Annotated in this window: 16 protein-coding genes, 1 tRNA gene and 1 pseudogene; 4 read left to right on the forward strand and 14 right to left on the reverse strand. The window is 26.7% G+C overall.

The window, feature by feature from the left end; genetic code table 11:
- Entirely contained in the window at nucleotides 1-1488 is a 1488-nt protein-coding gene (locus AB4W74_RS01855; protein WP_367681774.1) for a leucyl aminopeptidase, read from the reverse strand.
- Between the two features lie 174 nt (nucleotides 1489-1662).
- On the opposite strand from AB4W74_RS01855, the gene argF reads away from it, so the two are divergent.
- From argF to AB4W74_RS01875, 4 genes are all read left to right on the forward strand, one after another.
- Entirely contained in the window at nucleotides 1663-2679 is a 1017-nt protein-coding gene (gene argF / locus AB4W74_RS01860) for an ornithine carbamoyltransferase (protein WP_367681775.1), read from the forward strand.
- Nucleotides 2680-2824: 145 nt separating this feature from the next.
- Complete coding sequence (gene pyrB / locus AB4W74_RS01865; protein ID WP_367681776.1) at nucleotides 2825-3757, forward strand: aspartate carbamoyltransferase; 933 nt, start codon at nucleotides 2825-2827, stop codon at nucleotides 3755-3757.
- A 3-nt stretch (nucleotides 3758-3760) separates the two neighbouring features.
- On the forward strand, nucleotides 3761-4228 hold the full coding sequence (gene pyrI, locus AB4W74_RS01870; RefSeq protein ID WP_367681777.1) for an aspartate carbamoyltransferase regulatory subunit: 468 nt from the start codon (nucleotides 3761-3763) through the stop codon (nucleotides 4226-4228).
- A 58-nt stretch (nucleotides 4229-4286) separates the two neighbouring features.
- A complete protein-coding gene (locus AB4W74_RS01875; RefSeq protein ID WP_367681778.1) occupies nucleotides 4287-4673 on the forward strand; it encodes a Rid family detoxifying hydrolase in 387 nt (128 codons plus the stop codon).
- A gap of 67 nt (nucleotides 4674-4740) precedes the next feature.
- Here AB4W74_RS01875 and AB4W74_RS01880 read toward each other — a convergent pair whose 3' ends face one another.
- The 13 genes and pseudogenes from AB4W74_RS01880 to greA all read right to left on the reverse strand — a co-directional run bounded on the left by AB4W74_RS01880 (nucleotide 4741) and on the right by greA (nucleotide 20643).
- Nucleotides 4741-6549, reverse strand: a complete 1809-nt coding sequence (locus AB4W74_RS01880) for a DEAD/DEAH family ATP-dependent RNA helicase (RefSeq protein WP_367681779.1) — start codon at nucleotides 6547-6549, stop codon at nucleotides 4741-4743.
- 419 nt (nucleotides 6550-6968) lie between these two features.
- Nucleotides 6969-9065: a polyribonucleotide nucleotidyltransferase gene (gene pnp / locus AB4W74_RS01885; protein WP_367681780.1), complete on the reverse strand. Its 2097-nt coding sequence runs from the start codon at nucleotides 9063-9065 to the stop codon at nucleotides 6969-6971.
- A gap of 268 nt (nucleotides 9066-9333) precedes the next feature.
- On the reverse strand, nucleotides 9334-9603 hold the full coding sequence (gene rpsO, locus AB4W74_RS01890) for a 30S ribosomal protein S15 (protein WP_367681781.1): 270 nt from the start codon (nucleotides 9601-9603) through the stop codon (nucleotides 9334-9336).
- Between the two features lie 100 nt (nucleotides 9604-9703).
- Nucleotides 9704-10642 (reverse strand): tRNA pseudouridine(55) synthase TruB, encoded by a 939-nt coding sequence (gene truB / locus AB4W74_RS01895; RefSeq protein ID WP_367681782.1) that lies wholly within the window; start codon nucleotides 10640-10642, stop codon nucleotides 9704-9706.
- A 20-nt stretch (nucleotides 10643-10662) separates the two neighbouring features.
- Nucleotides 10663-11037, reverse strand: a complete 375-nt coding sequence (gene rbfA, locus AB4W74_RS01900) for a 30S ribosome-binding factor RbfA (protein WP_367681783.1) — start codon at nucleotides 11035-11037, stop codon at nucleotides 10663-10665.
- 59 nt (nucleotides 11038-11096) lie between these two features.
- Nucleotides 11097-13688: a translation initiation factor IF-2 gene (infB, locus tag AB4W74_RS01905; RefSeq protein WP_367681784.1), complete on the reverse strand. Its 2592-nt coding sequence runs from the start codon at nucleotides 13686-13688 to the stop codon at nucleotides 11097-11099.
- A 1-nt stretch (nucleotide 13689) separates the two neighbouring features.
- The gene (nusA, locus tag AB4W74_RS01910; RefSeq protein ID WP_367681785.1) at nucleotides 13690-15192 is read right to left on the reverse strand and encodes a transcription termination factor NusA; all 1503 of its coding nucleotides are present in this window, start codon (nucleotides 15190-15192) and stop codon (nucleotides 13690-13692) included.
- A gap of 175 nt (nucleotides 15193-15367) precedes the next feature.
- Nucleotides 15368-15449 (reverse strand) — tRNA-Leu (locus AB4W74_RS01915).
- A 46-nt stretch (nucleotides 15450-15495) separates the two neighbouring features.
- Entirely contained in the window at nucleotides 15496-15822 is a 327-nt protein-coding gene (gene secG / locus AB4W74_RS01920; protein WP_367681786.1) for a preprotein translocase subunit SecG, read from the reverse strand.
- Nucleotides 15823-16023: 201 nt separating this feature from the next.
- Nucleotides 16024-17350, reverse strand: a pseudogene (gene glmM, locus AB4W74_RS01925) (phosphoglucosamine mutase).
- 234 nt (nucleotides 17351-17584) lie between these two features.
- The gene (ftsH, locus tag AB4W74_RS01930; RefSeq protein WP_367681787.1) at nucleotides 17585-19426 is read right to left on the reverse strand and encodes an ATP-dependent zinc metalloprotease FtsH; all 1842 of its coding nucleotides are present in this window, start codon (nucleotides 19424-19426) and stop codon (nucleotides 17585-17587) included.
- Nucleotides 19427-19490: 64 nt separating this feature from the next.
- The gene (locus tag AB4W74_RS01935) at nucleotides 19491-20111 is read right to left on the reverse strand and encodes an RlmE family RNA methyltransferase (RefSeq protein WP_367681788.1); all 621 of its coding nucleotides are present in this window, start codon (nucleotides 20109-20111) and stop codon (nucleotides 19491-19493) included.
- Nucleotides 20112-20163: 52 nt separating this feature from the next.
- A complete protein-coding gene (gene greA, locus AB4W74_RS01940; protein WP_367681789.1) occupies nucleotides 20164-20643 on the reverse strand; it encodes a transcription elongation factor GreA in 480 nt (159 codons plus the stop codon).
- Nucleotides 20644-20867 lie beyond the last annotated feature (224 nt).

Here is a 20867-nt window from a genome sequence, read left to right on the forward strand (position 1 = left end):
TTATAGAAATTGTGATTTATTTAATAAAAATTGAGATAATAATTCAACGGGACGACCTGTTGCACCTTTTTTTTTACCAGAATTCCAAGCTGTTCCAGCAATGTCTAAATGTGCCCATTTATATTCTTTGGAAAATTGAGATAAAAAATAAGCAGCACTTATCGCACCTGCTTTACTTTTTCCAATATTTGAAAAATCTGCACAATTAGAATGTAATTCATCTTCATTACCTGAACATAGAGGCAAACGCCAAACTTTGTCATGAGTTTCATATGAAGCTTTTTCTAAAGAACAAGCGAGATCATTATTATTTGAAAAAAGTCCACTAAAATTATTTCCTAAGGCGACAACACAAGCTCCAGTTAAAGTAGCAATATCAATAATAATATCAGGTGAAAAACGTTTTGCATATGTTAAAACATCACATAAAACCAAGCGTCCTTCAGCATCTGTATTTAATATTTCTACCGTTTTACCAGACATTGTTTTTATAATATCGCCAGGTCTAAATGCATTTCCTCCTAACATATTTTCGCAACCTGCTAAAATGCCTATAATCTTTAAAGGCAAATTTAATTCAGCAGCTGCAATTAAAGTACCATAAACTGCTGCAGCTCCACACATATCGTATTTCATTTCGTGCATATTTTTTGATGGTTTTATAGATATACCACCAGAATCAAATGTCAATCCCTTTCCAATTAATATAATAACTTTTTGGTCTTTTTTAATTATATTTCTTCCAGAATATTCTATTACAGACATATATGGTTTATTTTTAGATGCCTTTCCAACTGCAATATAAGCATTCATACCTAAATTTTCCATTTCTTTTATATCAATTACTGTTGAATTCATCATATCTTTATATTTTTCAGATAATTTTTGAACTTTTTTCGATAAATACAGAGGATTGCAAATATTAGGTGGTAAATCACTTATTTTTTTTGCTGCTATAATCCCAGAATTGATTGCTAAACTATGTTTTAAAGCATTTTGAGCTATATTCAAATAATTGTTTTGTTTTATATGAAATGAAATGGCATTTAAATATATATTTTTTTCTGAAATTTTATATAAAAATGCATTGATAGAATTTATTATACCCCTAATGGACCAATATATATCATTTTCTTTAAGAATAATTTTTTTTAATGAAATAATAATATTTTGAATAGAACGCTTATTTAATACTGTCATAGCACTATTTATAATTTTATTGAGATGATGTCTATTTAAATTATTTTTTTTTCCGCACCCAACTAACAAAATTCTTTCACAAATTATATTCGGAATATTATATAATAAAAGCGTTTGACCTATATGACCATCTATGTCACCTTTTTTAATTAAATTATTAATATAAATACAGATAGAAGGATGTAAGTAATTCTCATCAGATTCAAAGTTACAAGATTCAAAGACACCTATTATTATACAATCAGTTTTTTCTTTTTCTAAAATAGAGTTTTTAATAAAAAATTTCATGATATTATCTCTTAAAAATATTATTTATAAAAATTTTTAATTGTTTATATATTTTATATACAAAAAAATAAAATAAAAAAATATTATATACTATATAGTGTTTTTTTTAACTTCTAATTTAAACTATAGTAAAAAATATATTTTTTATCTAACTTTCTATAGAGAAAATAATTTATGAACGAACTTTATCAACGTGATTTTTTAAGACTACTAGACTTTACTAGTGCAGAGTTAAAAAATATTATAGCATTATCTATAAAATTAAAAAAAGATAAAAAAAATCGAAAAGAAATTCAATTACTTAAACAAAAAAATATTGCTTTAATTTTTGAAAAAGAATCAACTCGAACAAGATGTTCATTTGAAATTGCTGCTTTTGATCAAGGTGCTCATGTTACTTATCTTGGACCAGGTAGCACTCATCTTGGAACAAAAGAATCAATTGAAGATACTGCAAAAGTACTTAGTAGATTATATGACGGGATTCAATATCGAGGTCATAATCATGAAACTATAGAGATTTTAGCAAAACATGCGAGCATACCAATATGGAATGGATTAACTGAAAAATTTCATCCTACACAAATAATTGCTGATTTATTAACCATGAAAGAAATTTTTCCAAATAAAAATTTTTTCGATATAAAGTGTGCGTATGTAGGTGATTCACATAATAATATAGGTAATAGTCTTTTAGAAGCAGCGGCTGTTATAGGATTAGATTTACGTTTGATATCTCCAAAAAAATGTTGGCCGGATAAAAATCTTTTATTACTATGTAAAAACATAGCAAAAAAAAACAAAGGTAATATTATGTGTACTGAAAACATTAATGAAGGTGTAAAAAATGTAGATTTTATATATACTGATGTTTGGGTATCTATGGGAGAAAATAAAAAAATATGGAAAGAAAGAATTGAATTGTTAAAAAATTATCAATTAAATGATTCTATGATCAATATAACAAAAAACAATAATGTAAAAATACTACATTGTCTTCCTGCTTTGCATGATCAAAAAACTACTATTGGAAAATCTATATTAAATGAATATGGATTTAAACATGGTATGGAAATAACAGATACAATTTTTCAAAAACATCAAGAAACTATATTTGAACAAGCAGAAAATAGATTGCATACTATCAAAGCAATTATCATATCTAGTCTTGTAAAAAAAATTCAATTTTGAAAAAAATATATATTTAATTCAACATAAAAAATAATATTATATTTTCAATATATAAACAATTATTCAATAAATTTTTTCTTATCTCTTTATATACTGATAAGGTATCAAACGCTATCTTTTCCACGATAATTAAGGAAAATAAACGTTGAGAAATTCTCTATATAAAAAACATATAATTTCAATTAATGATCTTAATCATAATGAGTTAGAACTAGTTTTAAAAAAATCTGAAATGCTAAAAAAACAACCACAGTCTAGTTTATTAAAAAATAAAATTATTGCCAGTTGTTTTTTTGAAGCATCAACACGCACTCGTTTATCATTTGAAACAGCTGTATATCGATTAGGAGCATCAATAATAGGATTTTCTGATGCTAATAATATTTCTTTATCTATAAAAGGGGAAACATTAGCAGATACTATTTCAGTAATAAGTTCATATGTAGATGCAATTATTATCCGACATCCTCAAGAAGGATCAGCACGTTTAGCTGCAGAATTATCTAATGGCATACCAATATTTAATGCAGGAGACGGTGCCAACCAACATCCTACCCAAACACTTTTAGATTTATTTACTATTAAAGAAACACAAACTAAACTTACTAATTTAAATATCGCTATGGTAGGGGATTTAAAATATGGAAGAACAGTACATTCATTGACACAAGCATTAGCTAAATATAAAAACAATCAATTTTTTTTTATCTCACCTGATGCATTAACCATGCCAGATTATATTAATGATATGCTTTATAAAAAAGAAATTAGTTGGAAAAGATACAAAAACATAGAAGAAATCATTTCTGAAATTGACATTCTTTATATGACTCGCATTCAAAAAGAAAGATTAGATTCCACTGAATATGCTAATGCTAAATCTAAATGCGTTTTGCATGCCTCAATTTTAAAAAATGTACGCAATAATTTAAAAATACTACATCCTCTTCCGCGCACAGACGAAATAAATAAAGATGTTGATTGTACACCTTATGCTTGGTATTTTAAACAATCAGCAAATGGAATTTATGCACGTCAAGCTATTTTATCTTTAGTATTAGTAGAAAAACACTTTTAAAAAATGCAAATAAATAAACTTCAAGTTGAAGCAATTAAATCTGGTAGTGTAATTGATCATATCCCTGCACATATTGGATTTAAATTACTTTCATTATTTAGATTTACAGAAACTGAAAAAAGAATCACTATTGGTTTAAATTTACCTTCTCAAAAAATAGGGAAAAAAGATATAATTAAGATCGAAAATACTTTTCTAAGTGATGACCAAATTAATCAATTAGCTATTTATGCTCCCTGTGCTACAGTAAATTACATTGAAAAATACAATTTAGTTGGTAAAATTTTTCCTACCTTGCCAAAAAAAATAGATCGTATTTTAATTTGTCCAAATAGCAATTGCGTTAGTCATGATCATTGTATAACTTCTAGTTTTATTTTTACAAAAGATATAAATAACGAAATAAATTTAAAATGTCAATATTGCGAAAAAGAATTTGCTAAAAATATAGTTTTATATATAAAAAATTAAACATTGCATATATAAAAAATTTTTACTTCAATTTAAATAATATAAAAAATGGTGCTTTATGAATGTTATAGTTAAAACTAAAAATGCTCCAAAACCTATCGGACCATATTCGCAAGCTATAAAAAATGATAATTTTTTATTTACTTCTGGACAAATACCAATTGATGTTAATTCAGGTATTATACCAGATAATATTTCTGAACAAACATATGTTGTATTAAAAAATATAAAATCAATTATTATTGCTGCAAATTACAATATACAAGATATATTAAAAATAACAATTTTTACTACTAATTTAAAAAAAATTCATATAATTAATGACATATATGAAAAATTTTTTATAGAAAATAAATCATTATTTCCTGCTCGATCTTGTATAGAAGTTCAAAAACTACCAAAAAATGTAAAAATTGAAATGGAAGCAATAGCATTTAAAAAGTAAATATAAAAAAAATTAAATGTTTTTAAAAATTTTAATTATATTAAATATGCCGCAAAGCGGCATAGAATTAATTTTTTTTACGACGAGAGAAAGATGATTTAAATTCAGTTTTAATAGTATTAGACTTATTCGTACGATTTTCAGAAGAACGACGATTAAAATTTTTATCTTTATTAAAAGTAGAGCGATTATAAGTGGCTCTATTTTCATAAGTTTTAACATCAAATCGAAATAAGTGCATATTTGTTTGTTTATTCAAAATTCTTGTTTTTGTAAGATGTTGAATAACATCTTTAGATAGTCCTTTAGGCAACTCTAGAGTTGAATAAGAAGAAAAAAGTTTAATATTACCAATATTACGACTATTTATATTGCCTTCATTAGCAATGGCACCAACTATATGACGAACTTCTACGCCATCATCCCGACCTACTTCAATTCGATATAAATCTAAATCTCTGATATCCCGACGTTCACGACGATTGCGATTATTACGGTTACCGTCTTCACGTCGACGATCATATTTGAAAACAGCTTCTCTAGATGGACGTTTTAATAAATCTTTTTTGATTATTAAAGGCCGTTCTCCTTGAGCCATTTTAAGTAAAGCAGCAGCAAGAGTTTTTATATCTAAATCATTAGAAGAATATAATTTATCTAACAAGTTAGAATATTCATCTAAATCTCTACTTTCTAATTGTTCTTGTACTTTTTTAGAAAATTGTTCAAGTCGTCTTTTACATAACAATTCAATTTTTGGTAATTGAATTTCTGGAATAGTTTGGTTTATTGTACGTTCAATATTACGTAATAGTCGACGCTCGCGATTTTCAACAAATAACAAAGCCCGACCGGCCCGACCGGCTCGACCTGTACGACCTATTCGATGCACATAAGATTCTGAATCCATAGGAATATCATAATTAATAACAAAACTAATACGGTCTACATCTAATCCCCGAGCAGCAACATCTGTAGCAATTAAAATGTCTAATCGACCATTTTTTAATCGTTCTAAAGTTTGTTCTCGTAGTGCTTGATTCATATCTCCATTTAATGCAGCACTATTATATCCATTACGTTCTAAAGCTTCAGAAACCTCTAAAGTTGCATTTTTTGTTTTAACAAAAATAATTGTAGCGGAAAAATCTTCTACTTCTAAAAAGCGGATTAATGCATCTGTTTTTTTACCAAAAACCATCCAATAACTTTGTTTAATATCTGGACGTGTAGTAATATTTGATTGTATTCTTATTTCTTTAGGATTATTCATAAATCTTTTAGAAATACGTCGTATAGCTTCTGGCATTGTTGCTGAAAACAAGGCGGTTTGATGTTCTTTAGGTATTTTAGACATAATTGTTTCTACATCTTCTATAAATCCCATACGTAACATCTCATCTGCTTCATCTAAAACTAAAGAATCTAAATTTGAAAGGTTGAGTGTTCCTCTCTTTAAATGATCTAACAAACGTCCTGGAGTTCCTACAACAATTTGAGGACCTTGGCGAAGAGCTCGTAATTGTACTTCGTATCTCTGTCCACCATATAAAGGCAATACATGAATCCCTAAAATATATTTAGAAAAACCTGAAAAAGCTTCGGCTACTTGCATAGCTAACTCTCTTGTTGGAGCTAAAACTAAAATTTGAGGTGCTTTTAAGTTAACATTAATATTATTTAATAAAGGCAGTGAAAAAGCTGCTGTTTTACCACTACCTGTTTGTGCCATTCCTAATACATCTCGCCCTTCTAAAAGCAATGGAATACAGGCAGATTGAATAGGAGAAGGTTTAACATATCCCATTTTAGATAAAGATTTAATAATAAAAGGATTTAAACCAAGAAAAGAAAATGTGCTTTCAGTATGAGTCATGCAATAGATATGCCTTTTAAGTTACCGGGGCCAGTCTACATAGCTCATGATGAAAATATATGTTTTTTATTCTCATAGAAAGTTGTGAACCGGCTCAAATTAAATGATCTAATAAATATATTAAAAATAAAATATATTTATTAGTTATTACTAATAATTTTTTTTAAAAATTAAAATGTATTATTAGTAAATAATAGTAAATTTAAAAAAATATGTTTCTAATAAATTATAGAAAAATATAAAAAATTATATACCATACATATGGTACTATTTGATAAAATATAAATCTATATTTTATTAAAAATAAAAATTTTTAATTTTTAGGTTTTATATAAAAAAATATAAATCACATAAAAAATTAATATTTTTTATTGTTTTAAAAATAATTATATCAGATATAAATATTATTTATAGATTTATTAAATACAACAAGAATTCTCTACTTCTTTAATACTTAATCGCAAACGTCCTTGACGATCTATTTCCAATACTTTTACGGATATTATTTGATCTACAGATAAATGATCAGAAACTTTTTCGACTCTTTTGTCAGAAATTTGTGAAATATGAACTAAACCTTCTTTACCAATACCTATTGAAATAAAAGCACCAAAATCAACAATACGGGTTACTTTTCCAGAATAAATTCGTCCGACTTCAATTTCTGCTGTAATTTCTTCAATTCTACGAATGGCATTTTTTGCTTTTTCTCCAATTGCAGCAGATATTTTAACTGTACCATCATCTTCTATTTCAATTATAGTTCCTGTTTCTTCCGTTAACATGCGGATTACAGATCCTCCTTTACCAATAACATCTTTGATTTTTTCAGGGTTTATTTTGATTGTATGTATACGAGGAGCAAATTCAGATATTTCATTTCTAGGCTGGCTTAAAGCTTTTTTCATAATATTTAAAATATGCAAACGTGCAGATTTTGCTTTGTTTAAAGCAATTCGCATAATTTCATTAGTAATTCCTTCTATTTTTATGTCCATTTGTAATGCTGTAATTCCATTTTCTGTCCCAGCAACTTTAAAATCCATATCTCCTAAATGATCTTCATCACCTAAAATATCTGAAAGTAAAACATATTTTTCTTTTTCTTTTACTAAACCCATAGATATTCCTGCGACAGCAGATGTAATTGGTACACCAGCATCCATTAATGCCAACGATGCCCCACAAACAGACGCCATGGAAGAAGAACCATTAGATTCAGTAATTTCAGATACTATTCTTATAGTATAAGGAAAATTATCTAATTTAGGCATAACTGCTAAAAGACTTCTTTTTGCTAGGCGGCCATGACCGATTTCTCGTCTCTTAGGAGATCCTACTATCCCAATTTCGCCAACAGAATAGGGGGGAAAATTGTAATGAAATAAAAAATTATCAGTTTTATCACCTAACAATTCATCTAAATTTTGTGCATCCCTTGATGTACCTAAGGTAACGGAAACTAAAGATTGTGTTTCACCTCGAGTAAATAAAGCTGATCCATGAGTACGGGGTAAAACACCAGTTCTCACATCCAGTGCACGAATCATATCTTTCTCTCTTCCATCAATACGATTTTCATTATTTAATATGCGCTTACGTACAATTTTTTTTTCAATTTTTTGAAAAATATCTTCAATTTCTGATATATCTATATTTTCATTTTCATTCAAGAAAAATTTTGTTATATCTTCTTTGATAGAATTTAATTTGGCATATCTATCTTCTTTATTTAATATTAAATATGCATGACTTATATCTTTTTCAAATAAATTTATAATTTTTAACTCTAATTCCTTATTCGTTTCAGGATAAGATATAATCCAAGGCAATTTGCTTGTTTCGTTTGATAATGAACGAATATTATTAATAACTACTTGCTGTTGTTGATGACCAAACATAATTGCATTAAGTACTATATCTTCACTTAATATTTTTGATTCTGCTTCTACCATTAAAACAGCATTTTGAGTACCCGAAACCACTAGGTCTAAAAAACTAGATTTCATATCTTCTGTAGTAGGATTTAAAATATATTGATTATTAATAAAACCAACTCTTGCAGCTCCCACTGGTCCAGAAAATGGCATTCCTGATAAACTTAATGCTGCCGATGCACCTATAATAGAAATTATATCAGGATTTATTTGCGGATTAACTGAAACTACTGTAGCAATTATTTGAACTTCATTGAAAAATCCTTTAGGAAATAAAGGTCTAATGGGTCTATCAATTAATCGAGCAGTTAATATTTCGTTTTCATTAGGACGTCCTTCTCTTCTAAAAAATCCACCAGGTATACGACCTACAGCATATGTACGTTCTTGATAATTAACTGTAAGAGGAAAAAACTTTTGATGGGGATGTATCTTTTTTTCCCCAACAACAGTGACAAAAACTGCTGTATCATCCATACTAGCCATAACGGATGCTGTAGCTTGTCGAGCCATCATACCTGTTTCTAAGGTAATTGTATGTTGGCCATATTGAAATTTACGTACAATGGGATTCAGCAAAATAATATCCTTAATATAAGACTAATTTTTTATTTATTAAAAAATAAAAATTCTAAATATTAGAATTTTGAGTAAATATAATTTTCCCTGATAAATTCTAGAAAAAAATATTTTTTAAAAAATAAATTTATTTATTTTTTAATGATTTTTAAATTGATTTATTACAAAAAAAGTATTTAAACACGATTGTAAAAAAAAGGGCTCAAAAGCCCTTAATGAGAAATTTTTCTTAAATTAAAAATTTTTAAATATTTTTAACATAAATTTTTTAGCGTCTTAATTTTAAACTTTTAATTAATGCGGTATAATTAGAAATATCTTTTTTCTTTAAATAATTCAATAATTTGCGACGCTTTGAAACCATATTTAAAAGACCTCTACGACCACAATGATCTTTTTTATGTTGAGAAAAATGTAATTGAAGATGATTAATTTGATTTGTCAAAAGTGCGATTTGAACTTCTGTTTTCCCAGTATTTTTTTCATTTTTACTATATTTCAAAACTGTTTCTTTTATACTTATTGAACTAAGAGACATGTGACACTCCATATTTTTTAACTATATAAAACTATTTTCAATTTAATAAAATTATTTAAAAAATAATATCACGCTATTATTAAATTTAATATAGATTAAATTAATTAGTTAAGATCGAAACTAATCGATATGGTATTAATAATTCTCCAGTAAAAATTTTTCCTAATCCAATAAAATTATTATTATATTCTTCGAAAACACGAACTAAACTATTTTCAATGTTAGATATAAAATTAATTTTTTGCCCTAATTTAAAAAAAGATGATTGCTTCATAGAAATATATATTTTAGGAAAATGACAAATTGGAGTATCTATAGGCATTAATAAATTATCTAATTTTGTGAAAATATCTCTTTTTTCAATCTTTTTTTTGTTTAGTAAATTTTTTAAAAAAGATATTGATTTTAATTTAGAATAAGGAAGCAAGCTTATTTTTAAACGACGCAATGAAATAACATGAGCTCCACAAAGTAATTGTTCTCCTAAATCTTCAATAAATGTTCTAATATAAGTACCTTTTGAACAATACACATTTAATTCGATCCAATCTTTTCCTTGTTTAAGAAGATCAATTTTATATATAAAAACATGTCTTATGCTACGTTCAATTTTTATCCCCCTTCGGGCATATTTATATAAGGGTATACCACGATATTTAATTGCTGAATACATTGAAGGTATTTGATTAATTGAACCTGTTAATTTCTTTAATGCAGAACTCAGTTCAAAAAAATTAAATAAAATAGGTCTTTTTTTTAAAATTGTACCATAAGAATCACCTGTAGATGTGCTTTCACCAAATTTAGCAATTACATTATATTTTTTATCAGATTGATTTAAATAATTAGAAAATTTTGTGCTTTCACCAAAACAAATTGGTAACATACCTGTAGCTAAAGGATCTAAAGTACCAATATAACCTGCTTTTTTAGCATTAAAAATATTTTTCACTTCTTGTAAAGCACTATTAGAAGATATTCCTTTAGGTTTATCTAACAACAAAAAACCATTAACATCACGTTTTTTATGAAAAAACATTTATTTATCCTTTATTTTATTCATAACATAATGTTATTATCTTTTTTTACTTTATTTAATAATATAGAAATTTTATTACCCTTAAAAAATGAGTCATCATGAAAAAAAACAATATTTGGAACCATTCTTAAATTCATTGTCTTACATAATAATTTTCGAATGTAACCAGAGGCTTTATTTAATAACATTAATATCTTTTTTACAGTTAAATTATTTTCAGTTTCTAAAAAACTAATAAAAACTTGAGCATAAGATAAATCTCTTGATAATCGTACTTGAGAAACTGTTATCATAATCTTCACACGTGGATCTTTAAGAGAATATTGTATAATCATAGCTATTTTTTTTTGTAATTCTTGAGCAATTCGAGAAGATCGATTAAATGATTTTTCCATAATTTTATTACCAAATTTAAGATATTGTAAAAATATATAATATTCTATAACATGAATTTTTATAATATTCTTTTTACTTCTTTTATTTCAAATACTTCTATATTATCTCCAATGCGAATATCGTTATAATTTTTTATACCAATTCCACATTCCATTCCATTTCGTATTTCATTTATATCTTCTTTAAAACGACGTAATGATTCCAACTCCCCTTCATATACAACTATATTATCTCTTAATATGCGAATCGGATTTTTTCGTTTAATAATGCCTTCAGTTACCATACATCCAGCAATTAAACCAAATTGAGGAGATTTAAATATATTTCTTACTTCAGCTAAACCAATAATATTTTGTTTTAGTTCAGGTGACAAAAGACCTGTCATAGCTAATTTTACTTCGTCAATTAAATGATAAATAACTGAATAATAACGCAAATCTAAATTTTCTAAATTAATTATTTTTTTAGCAGAAGCATCTGCTCGAACATTAAAACCCAAAATAATAGCATTCGACGCTAATGCTAAAGAGGCATCATTTTCAGTAATCCCACCAATACCTGATCCTATAATATTTACTTTTACTTCATCAGTAGATAGTTTTTTTAATGCTCCAGAAATAGCTTCTAATGAACCCTGTACATCAGATTTAAGAATAATTTTTAATTCAGAAAAATTACTTTTTTTTATTTTTTCAAACATATTTTCTAAACTTGATCTATTTTGATTTGCTAACTTCATTTCACGAGATTTATTTTTTCTATAATAAGATACTTCTTTAGCTTTTTTTTCATTACGTACTACAGTTATTTTATCACCTGCAAATGGAACTTTAGATAACCCTAAAACTTCTACTGGAATTGATGGACCTGCACTATTTATTAATTTTCCAATTTCGTTGCGCAAAACCTTAATACGACCATACTCTAAACCACATAATATAATATCTCCTTTTTTTAAACTCCCTTTTTGAACTAAAACAGTTGCAATTGGTCCTCGACCTTTATCAAGAAAAGACTCTATTACTACGCCCTCAGCCATACCTGAAGATATAGCGTTAAGCTCTAATATTTCTGATTGTAGTAGTATAGTATTTAACAACTGATCTATACCTTCTCCAGTTTTTGCAGAAACTGATACAAATATATTATCTCCCCCCCATTCTTCTGAAAGAATGTCATGTTTTGTTAAATCATTTTTAATTTGGTTTATATTTGAATTAATTTTATCTATTTTATTAATAGCAACTATAATTGGAACATTCGCTTCTTTTGCATGTTGAATTGCTTCAATTGTTTGCGGTTTCACTCCATCATCAGCTGCAACAACTAATACAACAATATCAGTAATCTTAACTCCTCGAGATCTCATACCTGTAAAAGCAGAATGTCCTGGAGTATCTAAAAAAGTAATAGATCCTAAATCAGTAGTAACATAATAAGCACCAATGTTTTGCGTAATACCACCTGCTTCATTACATGCGACTTTTGTAGAACGAATATAATCTAATAGTGATGTCTTTCCATGATCAACATGTCCCATAATAGTTACTACAGGAGCACGTATCATAGAAACATTATTTCCCGTATCACGGTCTTTCATCACTCGTTCTTCTAATTCATTTTCACGATGTAAAATAACTTTATGACCCATTTCTTCTGCAATTAATTGAGCAGTTTCTTGATCAAGAATATGATTAATTGTACCTATTATTCCCATATTCATCATATTTTTTATTACTTCAGAACTTTTTATTGCCATTTTGTTAGCCAATTCAGAAACTGTAATAGTATGATTAATTACAACATCTCTATTAACAACAACTTCTGGTTTTTTAAAAATCTGTTGTAATAAAACAGATTTATTTTTTTGTTTTATGTTTTTCCTATTTTTAGAAACTCTAATTTCATCTTTTTTATTTTTTATTTTACTATTTTTTTTATTATTTTTGTTTTGACGATAATTTTTTGTATTTCTATAATAATTTCTTTTATTTTTTTCTATTTCTGAATTATTTTCATCTTCAATATTTCGAATATGAATTGATTTTGATAAATGATAGTCTTTATCTTCTTTTTTATGCAATTTTAAATTTTCAGTGCTTTCTTTGATTATAGATTTTGTATGAAATCCATGTTTTTTTAAATCTGTATTTTTCTTAAAAGACTTGTTTTTTTCATTTTTTTTAACAACATTTGTTTTTTTTAATTGACTTAATTTATTTAAATTTGTTAAATTTTTATTAACTCTATTTTCTTCTGAAATATTGATATTTTTTTCAAAAACTTTTTCATTTAAAATATTTTTTTGTTCTTTTTTTTGATATATAAGTTTATCTTTTAATAAAGATTCTAATTCAGATTTATTACTTTTAGTATATGATCTTTTTTTTCTTACTTCTATTTGAACAGATTTATTCTTTCCTCCTGGAGTTAAAACATTTAAAGTGCTTCGTGTTTTTCTTTGTAAAACAAAAGTATTTAAACAAGATTTCTTTTTATTCTCTAAATATTTTAATAAATTTTTCTTTTCTTCTAAATTAATAGAATCATTTTCATTTTTTAAAATGCCAATTTCAGATAACTTTTTAATTAATTCTTGAACAGGCATTTTAATTTCATTTGATAAATTTTTTAAATTTACTTCAACCATACTATTCCTTCCTATTATTAGACTTATCACCAAACCAACATATATTACGAGCTTCCATAATTAGCAAACCGGCTTGATCAGAACTTAAATTTTTAATATCAATTAAATCATCTATCCCTTGATTAGCTAATTCTTCTACGGTAAATATATTTTTTTCAGCTAATTTTAAAGCTAATACTTGACTCATACCATTTATATTTAACAAACCTTTTTCAATTTTTTTGTTTTTAATTTGATTTCTTTGATCTTCTTCTATAAGAAGTAATCCCTTTTTAGCACCATCTCGAACTAATTGTACTTCTTTTCTAGTTAGATTATTAATGGATAACAATTCATTAAATGGTATATAAGCTAATTCTTCAAGAGAAGAAAATCCCTCTTTAACTAAAATATTAATAATTTTTTCGTTAACATTTAAATTTTTTTTAAAAGTACTAAATGCAATATGAGCTTCTTCTTTATGTTTAGCATGAAGATCTTCTGTGGTCATAACATTAAGTTCCCAACCACTAATCTGAGAAGCTAATCGAACATTTTGACCATTTCGTCCAATGGCTTGCGCTAAATTAGTTGAATCTACAGCAATATCCATAGTATGATGATCTTCATCTACTATAATGGAAACAACATCAGCAGGCGCCATGGCGTTAATCACAAATTGTGCAGGATTATCATCCCATAAAATAATATCAATTCGCTCCCCACACAATTCACTTGAGACAGCTTGTACACGTGCTCCTCTCATACCAACACAAGCTCCCACTGGATCAATACGCTGATCATTTGTTTTTACTGCTATTTTAGCTCGCGAACCAGGATCACGTGCAGCAGCTTTAATTTCAATAATTTCCTCTCCAATTTCAGGAACTTCTATACGAAATAATTCAATTAACATTTCAACTTTAGAGCGACTTAGAAATAATTGAGCCCCACGAGATTCTGGATACACTCCATATAAAATACCACGAATACGATCTCCAGGACGAAAATTTTCTCGGGGTAACATACCTTCTCGCAAAATTAATGCTTCAGCATTATTACCTAGGTCTAAAGCAAGATTATCTCGGTGAATTTTTTTAACTATTCCAGTAATTATTTGGCCAATATGCTTTCGAAATTGATCAACCAACATTGCTCGTTCTGCTTCGCGTACTTTTTGGACAATTACCTGTTTTGCAGTTTGAGTTGTTATTCTGTCAAAATTAACAGATTTTATTTTATCTTCTATATAATCATTAATTTTAACTTGGTCACCCTCAAAACAAGCAGCTTCTAAAGTAATTTCTTTTGTTGGATTTGTTACTATCTCTACTACCATCCATCGTCTAAAAGTACTAAAATTTCCCGTTTTACGATTTATACTCACTCGAACATCAATTTCTTGTTCATGTTTTTTCTTAGTTGCTGTTGCTAATGCAATTTCTAAAGCTTCAAAAATTTTTTCGCGTGGAAGCGATTTCTCATTAGAGACAGCTTCTACAACAGCTAAGATTTCTTTATTCATCTTAGACAACCTCAAACTAAAAATTTTTTAAATAAATATCATAATAAAAAACCCCGAAAATTCGGGGTTTTAGGTAAGATCACCCTATTAATAAAATAATAAAAAACTAAAATACCTTTTATATAAAAAAAATTTTTTTAAAATGGAAAAAAGATTAATTGAATACTTAAAATATTACCGAGGATGGGACTTGAACCCATATGCTTATTAGCATTATCCCCTCAAGATAACGTGTCTACCAATTCCACCACCTCGGTATTATCATTAGATATATAAAAAAATATAAACTAATATATTTAAAATTTAATTTGGCAGTTCATTATTTAATATTTTTAATTCCTCTTTTCTATTCATAAACACTTTTTGTTTTTTATTATCTAAAAAAAAATCTGAATTAACTTTTTTATCATTAATATTACATAAAATAATACTGATAATTAAAAAACAGCAGGCAATTACTCCAATAGAATTTTTTAAAAAACCACCATTTCTAAAACTATTAAAAATTTTAAAATGATTTGATGTATTTAAATGAATATTATTACTAAACCCCTTCCCTGACTGTAATAAAATTAAAAAAATTAAGGAAAAAGAAATTAAAACTAAAAAAATTAAAAAAAATAAATACATACAATATTACTATCCTCTTATATAAATCATTTTTTAAATATAAATATCTTAGGAAAATTTTATTTAAAAAATACGTTATATTTATAGATAAAAACAGATCAAATATATTTTTTAAAAAAATTTTTAATAAATATGAATTATTTTTTTCTAAAGTATTTTAAATAGTATATATCAAAATATATATTTTTTTAATTTAAAAAATTATATGGATTTAATTGTATTTGAAATATCATATGCTATTTTTTTTATCTGAACATAATTTTCCCCCTCGACCATAATACGAACATATGGTTCTGTACCAGATTTTCGTACAAGCAAACGACCTTTTTTACCTAAAATATTTTTATATTTAAAAAAAATAGATTGAAATTTTAAATTTTTTTCAAAATTTAGATCTTTATTAAAAAAAACATTAAATAATATTTGTGGTAACAACTTTATTTGATTAGATAAAAAATACAAAGATAAATTATTTTTAATCATAATTAATAATACTTGTAAACTAGCTATAATTCCATCTCCAGTAGAATGTTTATCTAATAAAATAATATGTCCTGATTGTTCTGCACCAAGAATCCATTTTTTCTCTTGCATTTTTTCATATATATAACGATCTCCTATATTTGCTGCACAAAAAGGTATACCAAGTTTTTTCAATCCTAATACTAAACCTATATTAGTCATTAAGGTACCTACTACTCCACCTTTCAGTTGATTGTTTTTTAAATATTCTTGAGCAATTATGTAAATAATTTGATCTCCATTCACTTCGTTGCCCAAATGATCTACCATAATAACACGATCTCCATCACCATCAAATGCTAAACCAATATCAGCTTTTTTTAATAAAACTAATTTTTTTAAATCATAAACATTAGTAGATCCGGAATTTTCATTAATATTCATACCATTTGGAAAGATAGAAGAAGTTATCACTTTAGCACCGAGATCTTCAAAAATTTTAGGTGCTATTTTATAAGTTGCACCATTGGCACAATCTAGTACAATAGTAAATTTAGATAAGTTAATATTGCGAGGGAAAGTATTTTTACAAAAATTAATATACTTTTTTTTAGCATTTGTAATTTTTTCAGAAAAACCAAATACTCTCGAATAAGAAGAATCATACAAAGAATCGTTTAATTTTTTTTCAATAAAATTTTCTATTTCCTTAGTTAATTTAACACCATTACCAAAAAAAATTTTTATTCCATTATCATAAAAAAGATTATGAGAACCTGAAATTACAATTCCAGCAGAAACATTCAAAGATCGCGTTAAATATGCAATTGCAGGAGTAGTTATACAACCTGCTAATAAAGTTGAAAAACCTTTTGATAAAATTCCGAATTCTAAAGAGTACTGTAACATACATCCTGAAATCCGTGTATCTCTACCTATAATAATTTTTTTTTTTATTTTTACCTAATACTATTGCAATAACTTGTCCTAATTTTAATAAAAAATCTGGAGTAATTGGTTTTTTTCCTACCTTACCACGTATACCGTCTGTTTGAAAATATTTCATAATTATTTTACCCTTATATTGATTTAAATTATTTTTTTAATATACAAATTTCAAAAAAATAAAATTTTATATTTTATAGAAAAACAAGATGAAGCTATAATAATTTTATTACTTCATCTTATTTTAATACATTTTAAAAAAATAATATAATTGACATTAAAATTTTATTTATTCAAAAACAACGTATTTTCTAAGATCAAGCAAAAATAGTAAATAATTTAAAAATTTATTTCTTTAAATATTTTTATTTTGATCAATCTCAGACCATCCCTTTGGATTACGCACATCTCGTCTCGCCATTAAATCATCGATTTGTAATGAATCAATAGTTTCATATTTTATTAAAGCGTCTTTCATGGCATGCAAAATATCAATATTTTCATTCAAAATTTTTCTTGCTCGATTATAGTTTACTTCAATTAACAATTTAACTTCTTCATCAATAATTCGAGCTGTATCATCAGACATGTGTTTTGCTTTTGCAACAGAACGACCTAAAAATACTTCCCCTTCTTCTTCTGCATATAATAAAGGGCCAAGTTTATCTGAAAATCCCCATTGAGTTACCATATTTCGTGCTAAATTTGTAGCTACTTTAATATCATTAACTGCACCAGTAGAAACATTTTTAACACCATAAATAATTTCTTCTGCTAATCGACCACCATACAGTGTAGATATCTGACTCTCTAATTTTTGCCGACTAATACTGAGTACATCTGATTCTGGTAAAAAAAAAGTTACGCCTAATGCTTGTCCTCTAGGAATAATAGTAACTTTATGTGCAGGATCGTGATCGGGTACTAATCTACCAATAATAACATGACCAGATTCATGGTATGCAGTTGATTCTTTTTGTAAATTACTCATTATCATAGATTTTCGTTCAGAACCCATCATAATTTTATCTTTTGCTTTTTCAAAATCCATCATAGAAACAACTTGACCATTTAAACGGGCAGCAAAAAGAGCTGCTTCATTAACTAAATTAGCTAAATCTGCTCCTGAGAAACCCGGTGTACCGCGAGCAATGATCATAGGATCTACATCTTTAGATAAAGGCACTTTTCGCATATGTACTTTTAAAATTTGTTCACGACCACGAACATCTGGTAATGCTACAATCACCTGTCGATCAAAACGACCTGGTCGAAGTAAAGCAGGATCTAAAACATCTGGTCTATTAGTAGCAGCTATTAAAATTACTCCTTCATTACCATCAAACCCATCCATTTCTACAAGCATTTGATTTAATGTTTGTTCTCTTTCATCATGTCCTCCACCTAAACCAGCACCTCTTTGACGACCAACTGCATCAATTTCATCAATAAATATAATACATGGTGCAGATTTTCTAGCATGATCAAACATATCTCTTACTCTGGATGCACCAACTCCAACAAACATTTCAACAAAATCAGAACCTGAAATAGTAAAAAATGGAACTTTAGCTTCACCTGCTATTGCTTTTGCAAGTAATGTTTTTCCTGTTCCAGGAGGTCCTACCATTAATATCCCCTTAGGAATTTTCCCCCCTAGCTTTTGAAAACGAGTAGGTTCTTTTAAATATTCAACTAATTCGCTAACTTCTTCTTTAGCTTCATCACATCCGGCAACATCAGAAAAAGTCGTTTGAATTTGATCTTCTGATAACATGCGAGCTTTACTCTTACCAAAAGACATTGCTCCTTTTCCTCCACCCATTTGCATTTGACGCATAAAAAAAATCCAAACACCAATTAACAATAACATTGGAAACCAAGAAATGAAAATAGAAATAAGAAGACTTGGTTCTTCAGGTACTTCACCAACAATTTTAACGTTTTTTGTTAAAAGATTGTCTAATAACTTAGGATCATTAATAGGAATATATGTAATATATTTACTACTATCTTTTTTGATAACACTTATTGTCCGTCCGTTAATATATGCTTCACGGACCTGATCTTGATTAACTTCTGATAAAAAAGTAGAATAATCAACTCTGTGATTACTTGTATCACTAGAATTAAAATTCTGAAAAACAGACATTAAAATAACTGTAATAAATAACCAAAAGATCAGGTTTTTAACCATGTCACTCAATGGAACAACCTCTCATTAACATCTATTGTTAAAAAACAACACAGATTATTATTTTTTATCTGGTTGCTAGAATAAATATTTCTCGAGATCTTGCTCGAGAAGTTTTAGGTTTAAAAATTTTAATTTTTGAAAAAAATAATTTCATCTGCGAAAAAAAATCATTGAAACCTTCTCCTTGAAATGACTTTAATAAAAGAATACCATTTCGAGATAATAAACAATTGGATATTTTCAAAGCTATATTACATATTTCAATAATTCTAGGCATATCAATAAATGAACAACCTGTCATATTTGGTGCCATATCCGACATAATTACATTAAAATTAGAATTAGAAAAATTATTTAACATTAACTGTAATTTTTTTTTATTAAAAAAATCTATCTGAAAAAAGTCAACACCTATTATTTTTTTCATAGGTAATATATCAAAAGCTATAACGTGACCTTTTTTTCCTATTTTACTAACTGCATATTGAGACCAACCTCCAGGAGAAGATCCTAGGTCAAGAACATGCATTCCACTTCTAAATAATTTATTTTTTTTATCAATTTCTTCTAATTTAAACCAAGATCGTGAACGTAATCTATTTTTTTGTGCCTCCTTAACATATTTGTCATTAAAATGCTCTAGTAACCAACGATGAGAACTCTTTGATACTTTTTTATAAATCATGTTTGTAATATCTTTGTAAAAGATTTGTGGAGAAATTTTAAAAAAAGTTTATTTAAATATAATCTATCCGTAAAATCTTATATTGAACATCACCCGATGGTGTGCATATAATAACAACAGTATTAACAGTTTTACCAATTAATCCTCTTGACATTGGAGAATTAATGGAAATTAAATTTTTTTTAAAATTAGCTTCATCATCACCAACAATCTGATAAGTAAATATTTCATTTGTTTCAATATTTAAAACAGTTACTGTAGAACCAAAAACAACTCGTCCATCATTTGAGATCTTTGTTATATCTATAATTTGAGCATTAGATAACTTAGATTCAATTTCTTGTATACGCCCTTCACAAAAACTTTGTTCTTCTCGAGCGGAGTGATATTCAGCATTTTCTTTTAAATCACCATGTTTTCTCGCTTCTGTGATTGCAAGAATAATACGAGGACGTTTTACATTTTTTAGTTTTTCAAGCTCTTCACGGAGTTTTTCAGCACCTCTAACAGTCATGGGGATTAAATTAATCATATAATAAAACACCTCATTAATTTTACTTCTTAAAAAAATATTTATAAAAAGTATTGCTTCCTATAAAGTTTTTTAAAATATTTTATATTAAAAAAATATTTAAAATAAAAAGAAAAGTTTTTACTTTTTATAAAAAGTAATGCTTTAGATAAAAGTATAGTAATATTATTTTATCATTGATAAAATTTCATAAAAAAAATATAAGTGATTTGTTGAAATAATTT

It is taken from the genome of Buchnera aphidicola (Hyalopterus amygdali) (assembly GCF_964059015.1).
GTDB classification, from domain to species: Bacteria; Pseudomonadota; Gammaproteobacteria; order Enterobacterales; family Enterobacteriaceae; genus Buchnera; species Buchnera aphidicola_BN.

Coding starts and splice junctions, on each gene's coding strand:
- AB4W74_RS01855 (WP_367681774.1), bottom strand. CDS start 1,488: ATGAAATTTTTTATTAAAAACTCTATTTTAGAAAAAGAAAAAACTGAT.
- argF (WP_367681775.1), top strand. CDS start 1,663: ATGAACGAACTTTATCAACGTGATTTTTTAAGACTACTAGACTTTACT.
- pyrI (WP_367681777.1), top strand. CDS start 3,761: ATGCAAATAAATAAACTTCAAGTTGAAGCAATTAAATCTGGTAGTGTA.
- AB4W74_RS01875 (WP_367681778.1), top strand. CDS start 4,287: ATGAATGTTATAGTTAAAACTAAAAATGCTCCAAAACCTATCGGACCA.
- AB4W74_RS01880 (WP_367681779.1), bottom strand. CDS start 6,549: ATGACTCATACTGAAAGCACATTTTCTTTTCTTGGTTTAAATCCTTTT.
- rpsO (WP_367681781.1), bottom strand. CDS start 9,603: ATGTCTCTTAGTTCAATAAGTATAAAAGAAACAGTTTTGAAATATAGT.
- truB (WP_367681782.1), bottom strand. CDS start 10,642: ATGTTTTTTCATAAAAAACGTGATGTTAATGGTTTTTTGTTGTTAGAT.
- rbfA (WP_367681783.1), bottom strand. CDS start 11,037: ATGGAAAAATCATTTAATCGATCTTCTCGAATTGCTCAAGAATTACAA.
- infB (WP_367681784.1), bottom strand. CDS start 13,688: ATGGTTGAAGTAAATTTAAAAAATTTATCAAATGAAATTAAAATGCCT.
- nusA (WP_367681785.1), bottom strand. CDS start 15,192: ATGAATAAAGAAATCTTAGCTGTTGTAGAAGCTGTCTCTAATGAGAAA.
- secG (WP_367681786.1), bottom strand. CDS start 15,822: ATGTATTTATTTTTTTTAATTTTTTTAGTTTTAATTTCTTTTTCCTTA.
- ftsH (WP_367681787.1), bottom strand. CDS start 19,426: ATGGTTAAAAACCTGATCTTTTGGTTATTTATTACAGTTATTTTAATG.
- AB4W74_RS01935 (WP_367681788.1), bottom strand. CDS start 20,111: ATGATTTATAAAAAAGTATCAAAGAGTTCTCATCGTTGGTTACTAGAG.
- greA (WP_367681789.1), bottom strand. CDS start 20,643: ATGATTAATTTAATCCCCATGACTGTTAGAGGTGCTGAAAAACTCCGT.